The sequence below is a fragment of the Wenyingzhuangia fucanilytica genome, assembly GCF_001697185.1.
Lineage (GTDB): Bacteria > Bacteroidota > Bacteroidia > Flavobacteriales > Flavobacteriaceae > Wenyingzhuangia > Wenyingzhuangia fucanilytica.
This window is the reverse complement of record NZ_CP014224.1, coordinates 379,127-390,764: the sequence shown is the minus strand read 5'-3', so window position 1 is coordinate 390,764 and position 11,638 is coordinate 379,127. Positions and strand designations below refer to the sequence as shown.

10 protein-coding genes are annotated in these 11,638 nt (G+C 33.3%); 2 read left to right on the top strand and 8 right to left on the bottom strand.

The window, feature by feature from the left end; genetic code table 11:
• Positions 1-15: 15 nt before the first annotated feature.
• Both pyrF and AXE80_RS01675 read left to right on the top strand, forming a co-directional pair.
• Positions 16-849, top strand: coding sequence for an orotidine-5'-phosphate decarboxylase (pyrF, locus tag AXE80_RS01680; RefSeq protein WP_068824188.1), 834 nt, complete (start codon positions 16-18; stop codon positions 847-849).
• Positions 849-1,661: an ABC transporter substrate-binding protein gene (locus AXE80_RS01675; protein WP_068824187.1), complete on the top strand. Its 813-nt coding sequence runs from the start codon at positions 849-851 to the stop codon at positions 1,659-1,661. Before pyrF ends, AXE80_RS01675 begins: the two co-directional genes overlap by 1 nt.
• Positions 1,662-1,709: 48 nt before the next feature.
• Here the strand turns inward: AXE80_RS01675 and AXE80_RS01670 are convergent, their stop codons facing one another.
• The 8 genes from AXE80_RS01670 to AXE80_RS01635 form a co-directional block, all read right to left on the bottom strand.
• The gene (locus AXE80_RS01670; RefSeq protein WP_157359319.1) at positions 1,710-2,450 is read right to left on the bottom strand and encodes a hypothetical protein; all 741 of its coding nucleotides are present in this window, start codon (positions 2,448-2,450) and stop codon (positions 1,710-1,712) included.
• Positions 2,451-2,669: 219 nt separating this feature from the next.
• Positions 2,670-3,911, bottom strand: a complete 1,242-nt coding sequence (locus AXE80_RS01665; RefSeq protein WP_068824185.1) for a glycoside hydrolase family 117 protein — start codon at positions 3,909-3,911, stop codon at positions 2,670-2,672.
• 57 nt (positions 3,912-3,968) lie between these two features.
• A complete protein-coding gene (locus AXE80_RS01660) occupies positions 3,969-4,982 on the bottom strand; it encodes an L-rhamnose/proton symporter RhaT (RefSeq protein WP_068824184.1) in 1,014 nt (337 codons plus the stop codon).
• Positions 4,983-5,011: 29 nt separating this feature from the next.
• Complete coding sequence (locus AXE80_RS01655; protein ID WP_068824183.1) at positions 5,012-6,058, bottom strand: aldose epimerase family protein; 1,047 nt, start codon at positions 6,056-6,058, stop codon at positions 5,012-5,014.
• Positions 6,059-6,066: 8 nt separating this feature from the next.
• On the bottom strand, positions 6,067-7,161 hold the full coding sequence (locus tag AXE80_RS01650; RefSeq protein ID WP_068824182.1) for a mandelate racemase/muconate lactonizing enzyme family protein: 1,095 nt from the start codon (positions 7,159-7,161) through the stop codon (positions 6,067-6,069).
• Positions 7,162-7,170: 9 nt separating this feature from the next.
• Complete coding sequence (locus tag AXE80_RS01645; protein ID WP_068824181.1) at positions 7,171-8,745, bottom strand: sulfatase family protein; 1,575 nt, start codon at positions 8,743-8,745, stop codon at positions 7,171-7,173.
• Between the two features lie 16 nt (positions 8,746-8,761).
• Positions 8,762-10,216: an aldehyde dehydrogenase gene (gene aldA / locus AXE80_RS01640; RefSeq protein ID WP_068824180.1), complete on the bottom strand. Its 1,455-nt coding sequence runs from the start codon at positions 10,214-10,216 to the stop codon at positions 8,762-8,764.
• Positions 10,217-10,234: 18 nt separating this feature from the next.
• Positions 10,235-11,638, bottom strand: coding sequence for a sulfatase (locus AXE80_RS01635; RefSeq protein ID WP_068824179.1), 1,404 nt, complete (start codon positions 11,636-11,638; stop codon positions 10,235-10,237).

Below are 11,638 nucleotides of genomic sequence, written 5' to 3'. Positions count from 1 at the left end.
GTAAAAAATATACAGATGACAATTACAGAATTGGTTGGAGAAATTAAAAAGAAAAAATCTTTTTTATGTGTAGGTTTAGATGTTGATCTCACTAAAACACCATCACATTTATTAAACACAGAAGATCCTATTTTTGAATTCAACAAACAAATTATTGATGCTACTCATCACCTTGCCGTTGCCTACAAACCTAACACTGCTTTTTACGAAGCATATGGAATTAAAGGTTGGCAATCTTTAGACAAAACCATCAATTATATCAACCAAAATTATCCTGAAATTTTTACTATTGCCGATGCTAAACGTGGAGACATTGGAAACACTTCTACCATGTATGCTAAAGCTTTTTTTGAAGATTTAAATTTTGATTCTGTTACTGTTGCTCCTTACATGGGAAGCGATTCGGTAGAGCCTTTTTTAGCCTTTAAGGATAAATTCACCATTATGTTAGCTTTAACATCTAATAAAGGAGGATTAGACTTTCAAGGAAAAGATTTAATCAATAACAAACCTTTGTATAAAGAAGTAATTAAAACTTCTTTAACTTGGAACAACTCAGAAAACTTAATGTTTGTGGTTGGTGCTACCAAAGCAGAATACTTTAAAGGAATTAGAGAAATTGCTCCAAATAGTTTTTTACTAGTTCCTGGAGTGGGTGCTCAAGGAGGTAGTTTAGAAGGAGTTTGTGAGTTTGGTTTAAACAAAGAAAACATAGGATTGTTAATCAACTCATCAAGAGGAATTATTTATGCTAGTAAAGGAGAAGATTTTGCCAATGCAGCACAAATAGAAGCACAAAAACTACAAGCACAAATGGCTAAAATTTTAGCTGATAACAATATTGCCTAATGACTTATTTTGATGATTTAGGAAATGAATTGACGTTTGAAAAAACACCTAAGAAAATAGTTTCTTTAGTGCCTTCTATTACCGAAACTTTATACGATTTAAACCTAGAAGAAAACATTGTAGGAATCACAAAATTCTGTGTTCATCCTGTTCATTTTAGACATACAAAAACCATTGTTGGTGGTACTAAAGATGCTAAAATTGAAAAAATAAAAGAACTTCAACCTGATATTGTTTTTTGTAACAAAGAAGAAAACACTCCCGAAATTGTAAAACAATTACAAGAATTTACCCAAGTTTATGTAACAGTAGTAAACAGTGTTGATGATGCAGTTCGTATGATTCAAAAAATGGGATTGATGTTAAACCGTAGAGTTGATGCACAATTAATTAACCATAAAATCAACTTAAAACTAGACGATTTTAAATGGTTTATTAAAGATTTTGAAGTTAAAAAATCGGCTTATTTTATTTGGTATAACCCATGGATGGCAGCAGGGAACAATACCTTTATCAACTCTTTGTTAACCCTTAATAAGTTTGACAATATTTATAAAAACAAAAAAGAAATATACCCAACTATAGAGGCTAAAAGAATAAGATTAGAGGGAGATCCTGATTATGTATTCTTTTCTTCGGAACCTTTTCCTTTTAAAGACAAACACGTTTTTGAAATGGGAAGATTTACCCATCATGCAAGCGCTGTTTATGTAGATGGCGAAATGTTTAGTTGGTTTGGTTCTAGACTCATCAAATCTTTTGATTACTTTAAATCTTTAAGAGAAAGAATTACAATTAGTACTTTTAAATAATAAAAAAGCTCGAGAAATTTCTCGAGCTTTTTTATTTTATTTATCTATCTACAAGGCTTTTGTAAGCACTAAACCAGAAATGGTTAATGTGTTGTTCCCATTAGATAATACTACATCAATCGTACTATCTGTTCCAATATCACCAATACCAGAATCATTTCCAGAATCGTTATCATCATACACAATTGTAAAAGTTATCGTTCCATTAGTTGAGTTATATACATAGGTACCAACTTCTATTCCATTCTCTAAATCAGATGTTGTGTCTAAATCATTTTCTCCATACAAAAATGTATTGTCTGACAACAATGTTAAATAAGAAAATTCAGTCCCATTTTCTACACCCCAAACCCCTGTAATAGGAGATGAATCTGTGAATTCCTTCTTATTAAAAATTAACTCTCCATTTAAAAGGCTTAATTTAGCTCCACTTTCTAAAACTGAAGCTTCAAATATTGCTGGCGTTCCAGCATCACCAATACCAGATTCATTCCCAGGATCGTTATCATCATACACAATATTAAAGGTTATTTGTTCCTTGTCTGAATTATAAGAATACGTACCTAGCTCCAACCCATTCTCTGCCTCCGATTCAATGTCTGCATCGTTTTCTGCATACATAAACGTATTGTTTGACAACAATGTTAAATAAGAAAACTCTACCCCGTTTTTAATTGCCCAAACACCAACTACAGATTGAGGTTCGTTATTTTCAGGATCACTATCTTTTTTACATGCAGATACTGAAATAAGTAAAATACAAATAATTCCTAATGTTTTATTTTTCATGATTTCATTTTTTAAAAATGACATCTTATAAGATACGCATAAATTAATAAAGCCCAGTCTTTTACAATTATTTTATAAAACTAAAGACCTCTAGGTTTTATAGTACCTAATTCAGTTTCATATCCAACATTTTATTTTAACTCATCAAAATTAAAACTGACCATAAAAAAAAGAGACTATATAGGTATATAGTCTCTTTTATATTTAAAGCATTAAAATCTATTTTTGATCTCCTACTTTTACTTCTTTTCCTTTTACCACACCTTTTGCTGTATGACGGATCATTCTAGCAGTTTTAAACCCACGAATATATTGGTAATTGTAAGTTCTGTATTCATGTGTCAATCCCCAACGTAAAATTTCAGTTGGTTCTTTTTCGTTATCTGCAGTTCTGTTTAAACCAATTGCATGTGGAGCTCCTTTTACAACAGCTTTAATATCAAAGTTAATCCCATCAGGTGACCATTGAACTGTATTCTTTTCTGGACCATCTGTAGTAATTAACGAAGCAATTCCTCCATTATAAGGCCAAACACAAATTTCGTGTCCACTGTTAGAAATTGGGTTGTATTCAGATTTTACATAAGGCCCTTTTGGATTGTCTGCAATCGCAACTCCATGTCTAATTTGACGACCACCAAATGTAATAGCTTCTCCCATTTGCTCTCCTTTATAGTACAAATAAAATTTTCCTTTATATGGTAAAATACATGGATCGTGTACTTTGTGGCTATCAAAATCTCCTTTTTTGATAACTGCAAATCTATCTTGCTCCTCTCCTTTCCAAATCCCATTATCTGCAGGGCTTAAAATAGGCTCTTCACTTTTTGTCCAAGGTCCATTTGGTGATGTTGACCAAGCCAATCCTATTTGATTTTTAGTTCTAACATTATATAAACCACCAATTGTTTGATAACATAAGTAGTATAACCCATCATTTTCCATAATTTCTACCGTAAACACAGAACGATCATCGTAAGTACCTTTTTCTCCTCTAGCTACTGCCAAACCTTCTTCTTTCCACGTTAAACCATCTTTAGAGGTAGCATACCAAATATCACATCTATCCCAAGGAAAAACTTTATCATTTTCTATATCTCCTCCAAAACCATCTGTAGGACCAACACTCTTTGAATACCATACATAATATTTCCCATCATGCTTTATCATAGCACTTGGATCTCTTCTTACCACACCTTCTTCATATGCTAAGTCTCCTTTTAAATCATATGTTTCGTAAGAAAAAAACCAATCATTCCCTTTAACTAATTCTTCATCCCATAACAAAGCTCTTTTAGAGGCTGCACTTAATTTATCTTTATTTGTAATTCCTAAAAAATCCATTTGATCTTCTGTTGGAACTATTTTTTTATCACAATTATTCACCTCTTCTTTTGATTGTTGACAAGAGAACAAAGTAACTCCTAATACAATTGGAATTAAAAATTTTATTTTTTTCATCTTCTTTTAGTGTTTAAATTTTAGAATTATTTCTTCTATATCTTTTCTTAATAATATTTAACTTATGCTATTAGAATAAGCAATCAATAAAATACCACCTATCATACAAACCAAACTTAAGTATAAATAATTTTTAGCTTTGCTAGAGGCATCTATCCATTCTTTGGTTACAATACCACTCACAATAGCAGTAGCTACACACGAGGTGTTAAAAATAGCATATCCTACGGTATTTCCTACTTCTCCTAACTTAAATGCTGCAAAAGCAAACAATGCCGAAGCTGCGTAATGGAATACTGCCATCACTAAAATTAACCATAAATTTTTAGTAAAATGAGGTGTTTTAAAATCTCCCCATGATTTTTTGATGGTTAATTCATAAGCAAAATATGCTGCCATTACAATTCCACCACTAATAAAAATAGGAAACATAACTGCAACTGCTGTTACCCATTCTGCATTTCCTGCTGCTTGACAAGCTTCGTGAATTAATGGTCGCCCTACTGCATTTGCATAACTAAACCCTGTAGCCAACAAACCTCCAATTACAGCAATAGAAACTCCTTTTACCATAGAACCTTTTTCTTTTTTACTGTTTCCAGACTCCAATTCATCTAGCTCTCTAGTAAACCCAGCTTGACCATTGAATAACACTCCTAACAACACAATAAAAATTCCTCCCAAAATAGTAAAAAACACATTACTTTCTGGTAATCCATCTACTACAAAAGGCAAAATAGATCCTACTAAAATTACTGTTCCAATAAATAATGAAAAACCTAAAGACAATCCTATATGGCTAATTGCTTTTCCCCACATCATAACTCCAATTCCCCATAAGAAACTAGCAACTCCCATTTTTACAATTACCTCTGTAGGAATGGCTGCAAAAACATCTTTAAAATCTTTAATCAATACAAATGATGCGATTATTGGTACTAAAAACATAGTCATCATAAAAAACAACCCCCAAGTATTTTCAAATTTAAAATCTTTGGTAAATTTTTCTGGTAGTGCGTACAGCCCTAACATTAATCCAGCCCCAATAGCTAATAATATTCCTTCTATCATTTTTTCTAGTTATTTAAGTTAAAAATATACTACCATCCAAATTTAAAAATGGTGGTACTGTTAAATTCTTCTCCTGCTTTGGTAATTGATTTTGGAGAATTTTTAATATTTGGCCCATTAGGATATCTATGTGTTTCACAACAAAATCCACGGTATTTACCATATTGCTCTCCATTCTCTCTTTTTAATGCATCAGAAGTATATTTTCCTGTATAAAAAAGCATACAAGGCTCTGTGGTAAACACCTCTAAACTTCTACCACTTTCTTTAAATGTAACAGATGCTGTGTGCTTTACTATTTCTTTTGCATTGTCAAAAACATAAAAATGCTCAAATCCATCTTCCATTAAATCATGAACATCTCCAATGTGTTTACCATCACGTAAATCGTCTTCTTTTCCTGTAACATTTACAATTTCACCTGTAGCAGCTCCTGTAGTATCAAGAGCTAATCTTTGATTTGTATGAACTGTAGCCGTATGATTTTCAACTCCTTCTGAAAATCCTGATAAATTGAAATAAGTATGATTGGTTAACGACAATGGTGTATCCGCATCGGGAACAGCATAATAGTTTATAGACAACTCATTTTCATCATTCAATAAAAAAGTAACTTTTACATTTACATTTCCTGGAAATCCTTCTTCCATATCTTTACTAAGCAAAGACATTTCAACTCCTTTTCCTTGTTCTGTATCTATGACTAAAACATTCCAAACTTTTTTATCAAACCCAACAACACCTCCGTGTAAATTATTATCACCACAATTATTTTCTAGCTGATAAACTTTACCATTCAACTCAAAACTTGCGTTTTTTATTTGAGAACAATATCTACCTACTGTTCCTCCAAAATAAGGAGAATTGTTTTTATACTCTTCTGAGAAATATCCTTCTAAAGTATCAAAGCCACAAGCTATATTTTCTATCTCTCCGTTTGAATTAGGTACTTTTATAGCGGTAATAGTTGCTCCATAATTTGTGATTTTTACCTCAACTCCATTCGCATTCTTAATCGAATACAAATAAATATCTTGGTTATTATGGGTTCCAAAGATTGATTGTTTTATGCTCATAAATATATTTATTTTTGTTCGTATGGATTTAATTTTTGCCAATCAAAAATGACTCCAACTCCTGGATAATCTGGTGCTACAGCTCTGTAATTTTCTACCACCAAAGGTCTAGTAGTATATTGATCTATAGGAAAACTATGAACTTCTAACCATCCTGAATTTGGTTGTGCAGATACCAAGCTTACATGTAACTCTTGCATTCCATGAGAACAAGCAGGAATTCCATGCTTGTCTGCTAATCTTGCAGCTGCCAACCATCCTGTAACCCCTCCACAATTAGAAGCATCTGGTTGAATAAATGATAATTTTGCCTGGTCAAACGCATATTCAAATTCATGAATTGTGTGTAAGTTTTCTCCCATAGCTAATGGAAAACCAGTCGCTTCTACAATTTCTGCAAATCCTTTGTAATTATCTGGAATAATCGGCTCTTCAAACCAAGTAATATTTTGATCTTTAAATCCTTCAATTGCTTTGATAGCTTTTTCTACTGTCATAGAGTAATTGGCATCTACCATAAAAGTAACATCAGGTCCAATATATTCTCTAACTGCTTTGATACGCTCTAAATCTTCTTCTAAATTTTCGCGTCCAATTTTAATTTTCACTGCATTAAATCCACTTTCTAAATAACCTTTCATATTATTTAAAAGTTTCTCTATTGGAAACATTAAATCAATTCCTCCACAGTAAGCTTTACAAGTATTTCCTGCTCCACCAGCCATTTTCCATAAAGGCTGTCCTGCTTTTTTACAACGGATGTCCCACAATGCAATATCTACTGCAGAAATTGCAAAAGAAGCAATCCCTCCACGACCTACATAGTGAATATGCCACTCTAAAAAGTCATAAATCCCTTCTATATCTGTTCCGTCTTTACCAATTAATACATTGGTAAAATCGTGTTCTACCATTGCCTTAATAGCGTAACCTCCTTTACCTCCTGTATAAGTATAACCAGTTCCTTCGCTACCATCTTCTAACGTAACAGTTACTGTTACCAACTCAAAATGATAGTGATCTCCATGCTTTGCATCTGACATTACCTCTGGTAAAGGCACTGTAAACAGACGTGTTTTAATATTTGAAATTTTCGTGCTCATAATTTATTCTTATTTCAACTCTAATTCTTCAGTATTTGCATCATTCTCTCCACGAATTGCTTCGAAATTTTTAATCATTTCTTGTAATTTCTTTGGGTTTGAATGAGCTAAATTATTTTGCTGTCCTTTATCGTCTTTTAAATGATATAATTGATACTCACTAGAGTTTCCTAATTCTATATTAACTAAAGTATTTATAGCCTCACCTGAGTAAGGAGGAATCATCATCCAATTTCCTTCACGATAAGCTGTTTTGGTATTTGCCTCCAAAACTAATGACTTACGACCTTCTTTGCTTTGCCCTAAAAACGCTGGTAAAATATTTTCACTATCAGAAGTTTTTATTTTACCATCAATAAGACTAGCTAATGAAGCCAATAAATCAACCTGACAAACTAAGGCATCTGATACTTGTGGTTTTATTTTCCCTTTCCAATAAGTAATAAATGGGACATGTGTTCCGGCATCAAACAAGCTATATTTTCCTCCACGTAAGCCTCCTTTAGGATCGTGATCACCTATTTTTTCAACAGCATCATCCTCGTAACCATCATTTAAAACAGGACCATTATCACTTGAAAATATAATCATCGTGTTTTCTAAAAGCCCTTCAGTTTCTAAAGTTTTTATAAACTCACCAATCACCCAATCAGCTTCTAAAATTACGTCTCCACGAGGTCCTAAACCTGATTTTCCAGCAAAACGTGGATGAGGCGTTCTAGGTACATGAGGCTGTTGAAGTGCATAATACAAGAAAAAAGGATGCTCTTTCTCTTTTTTAACATAAGCTTTCGCTTTTTCTAAAAAATGATCGGCCATATCTACATCTTTCCACTTTGCAGCTTCACCACCTTTCATAAAACCAATTCTTGGAATACCATTTACAATACTATTGTTATGTCCGTGATGCCATTTCATCGTTAACATTTCTGGATTACTAATAGCTGTTGGTTCTCCTTCAAAGTTTTTTTGATAATTTACTTTTATAGGGTCCTTTAGATCTAATCCTACAACATTTCCATTTTTAATATAAACCGTTGGTACACGATCTTGTGTTGCTGCCATAATGTAAGAATAGTCAAAACCAACTTCGTTAGGACTTGGAGAAATGTGTTCATTCCAATTTACATGTCCTGACCCTAAACCTAAATGCCATTTACCCACAACCCCTGTTGCATAACCCTTTGATTTAAATAATTTTGGTAATGTTTCTTGAGATGTTGAAATGATTAAAGGAGCAGTTCCTGGAAGAATTTTAGCATCCTTGTTTCTCCAAGGATATTTTCCAGTTAAAATAGCATACCTACTTGGCGTACACGTTGCAGAGGTTGCATAACCATTAGTAAATCTTACACCACCATTAGCCAATTTATCTATGTTTGGTGTTTTTAAAGCTGTTGAATTATAACAACTTAAATCACCATAACCTAAATCATCTAAATAAATAACCACAACATTGGGCTTTATTGACTCCTTTAGATTTTTATTTTCAGTACTCTTTTCTTGACCTTTACAGTTCATAAAAGCGACACTAAAGACTACTAAAATTAGATATTTATACATATTACGTTTGATAAAAATCATGAAGATTAGCTTTTAATTAGACTTTATGTTTGATGTAGAAAGTTTTCTTTTCTAAATATTGTTCAAATCCATATTTTCCATCTTCTCCTCCAGAACCAGACAATTTGTATCCATTATGGAATCCTTGGTGTTGCTCACCATGACCTCTGTTTACATATATTTCTCCAAACTCCAATTCATCATTACATTTCATAATAGTGTTCATATCATTCGTAAACACCATAGCAGCCAATCCGTACTCACAATCATTTGCATACCCAATTACCTCATCAAAAGAACTAAACTTTAAAACAGGCAAAATAGGCCCAAAAGATTCTTCGTGTACAATAGTCATGTCTTGAGTTACATTGGTTAAAACTGTTGGCTCAAACCAATAACCTTTATCAAACTCAGCTCCTTCTGGTCTTTTACCTCCAGTTGCAACTGTTGCTCCTTCTTTAACACTAATGGCAACTAATTCTTCCATGTGTTTTAATTCAGCAGCATTTACTTTAGGCCCCATGTCTGTTTCTTCTAACATTGGATCTCCAACTTTTAATGCTTTTGTAGCTTTGATGAATTTCTCCATAAACACATCGTAAATTCCTTCGTGTACATACATACGTTCATTACAAGTACAAACCTGCCCACAGTTGTCAAAACGAGAATGTAAAGCTGCTGCTACTGCTGCATCAATGTCTGCATCTTCAAAAACAATAAATGGTGCTTTACCTCCTAGTTCTAATTGTACATGCGTTAAGTTTGTTGCTGCATTACGTGCAATTTGCTGTCCTACAGGTGTAGAACCAGTCATTGTTACCATTTTAGTAATAGGGCTTTCTACCAATGCATTCCCCATTGCTCTACCTGGCCCTGTTAAAATATTGATTACCCCAGCTGGAATTCCAACTTTGTTTGCCAAGTTTCCTAACTCTAAAGTTGCCAATGGCGTTTCTGATGTAGGTTTAATTACAATAGTGTTACCTGCAACCAATGCTGGTCCTAATTTACGACCTGCCAAAGCCAATGGAAAGTTCCACGCAGTAATGGCAACAATTACCCCACGAGGTACTTTTTGAATCCAAATTTGTTCATTATGATTGTCAGAAGGAATAATATCTCCTTCTATTCTACGAGCTCCCTCGCAAGCATATCTAATAAATGATGCGGTAACAGCAACTTCAAAACGTGCTACTTTTAAAAGTTTTCCTTGCTCCTTAGTTAATAATTCTGCTAAATATTCGGTATTAGCATCTATTTCATCCGCTAATTTATACAGTAATTCAGCGCGCTGACGAGCAGGTAATTTTTTCCATTCTTTTTGAGCTTTATCAGCTGCTTCTAATGCTTCTAAAGCTTCTTCTGCAGTACCATTTTGTACTCTAGCTGTTACTTCTTCTGTAGATGGATTTATAATATCTATAGTTTCACCTGAAGTTGATGTTTTCCATTCGCCGTTAATGAACAGCTTATATTCTTTTATTTGTGACATAATTAATCGTTTTAATTATTAGTTTCTGTATTTATCTAGTCGCTCTATGGCGTCTTTTTCATATTGATGTTTTAACATCCATCGTGGGCGTTCTAAAGACACTTCCCATTCAAAAAATTGTTTATACAATTCCTTTACAATGTTTGGATGTGCTGTCGCTAAATTGTTAATTTCAGCTTCATCTTCTGCCAAATTATATAGTTCTGCTGGACGATCTGGGTAACGAATTAATTTCCAATCATGATGTCTAATCGCACCTCTAACTTCCTTCTTCCAATACAATGTTTCGTGTGGCCTAGATTTGTTTTTTCCTGTTACGTATGGTAATAAATTAACACCATCTAAACCTGCTATTTGCTTTTCATCTCCTCCAGCTAAATGATAGAAGGTTGGAAACAAATCCAAGGTGCTTATAGGATCTTCATAAACCGTATTTTTCAAATACTGATTTGGCAAAGACATTAAAAACGGTACACGAATACCTCCTTCTAGATGATTCGCTTTTGTACCTCCTAAAGGTTTATTTAATGATGCATTCGTATCCGAAGGACCTCCATTATCATTTGTAAATACAATAATGGTGTTTTCTCTTAACTCCAGTTCATCTAATTTATCTATTACCTTTCCACATGCACGATCTAAAGCCAAGGCCATAGCCGCTAAAATTTTTCGTTTACCTTTTAAGCTTGGAAATTTTTTCAAATCTTTTGGTTGCGCTTCCATAGGTGTATGTACCGCATTAAAAGATAAATACACAAAAAATGGTTGTGTTTTATTTTCTTCAATAAAACGAACGGTTTCATTAGCCAAGGCATCGGTTAGATACTGTTTAGACTCTTCAAAAGTGCCAAAACCACGTTCCATATTGTCTTCTTTTCTAGAACTTATATTATTCTCGTCAAACTCGTAATAACTTCTAGCACCACCTCTAAATCCGTAAAAGATATCGAAACCTCTTTTAGTAGGATGAAAACGGTCGGCATTACCCATGTGCCATTTTCCAAACAAAGCCGTTTTATAACCTTGTTCTTGAAGGTATTCCGAAATTAATTTTTGATCAAGTGGTAAGCCCATGTCATCACCTATAGTTCCTGAAGCACTCATGTAACCTGGAACATTGTTTTCTTCGTAACCAAATCGTTGTTGGTACTTACCGGTTAAAATTCCTGCTCTTGAAGGACCACAAACAGCCGCAGATACATAAGCTTGCGTAAAACGAATGCTTTGTGTAGCTAGTTTATCTAAATTTGGCGTTTTAAATTCCTTACTACCTTGAAAACCAAAATCGGCATAACCTGCATCATCCGATAAAATGAATATAATATTAGGCTGATTTTGGCTATATACATATGAAAACACTCCAAAAATAAACACTATTAAAGTTGGATATTTATGTGATATTATGTTTAGAGTTTTTTTCAT

Bases quoted from the DNA above. Each gene is read 5' to 3' on its own strand.
- pyrF (WP_068824188.1), top strand. From the start codon at position 16: ATGACAATTACAGAATTGGTTGGAGAAATTAAAAAGAAAAAATCTTTT.
- AXE80_RS01675 (WP_068824187.1), top strand. From the start codon at position 849: ATGACTTATTTTGATGATTTAGGAAATGAATTGACGTTTGAAAAAACA.
- AXE80_RS01655 (WP_068824183.1), bottom strand. From the start codon at position 6,058: ATGAGCATAAAACAATCAATCTTTGGAACCCATAATAACCAAGATATT.
- aldA (WP_068824180.1), bottom strand. From the start codon at position 10,216: ATGTCACAAATAAAAGAATATAAGCTGTTCATTAACGGCGAATGGAAA.
- AXE80_RS01665 (WP_068824185.1), bottom strand. From the start codon at position 3,911: ATGAAAAAAATAAAATTTTTAATTCCAATTGTATTAGGAGTTACTTTG.
- AXE80_RS01670 (WP_157359319.1), bottom strand. From the start codon at position 2,450: ATGAAAAATAAAACATTAGGAATTATTTGTATTTTACTTATTTCAGTA.
- AXE80_RS01635 (WP_068824179.1), bottom strand. From the start codon at position 11,638: ATGAAAAAAACTCTAAACATAATATCACATAAATATCCAACTTTAATA.
- AXE80_RS01645 (WP_068824181.1), bottom strand. From the start codon at position 8,745: ATGATTTTTATCAAACGTAATATGTATAAATATCTAATTTTAGTAGTC.
- AXE80_RS01660 (WP_068824184.1), bottom strand. From the start codon at position 4,982: ATGATAGAAGGAATATTATTAGCTATTGGGGCTGGATTAATGTTAGGG.
- AXE80_RS01650 (WP_068824182.1), bottom strand. From the start codon at position 7,161: ATGAGCACGAAAATTTCAAATATTAAAACACGTCTGTTTACAGTGCCT.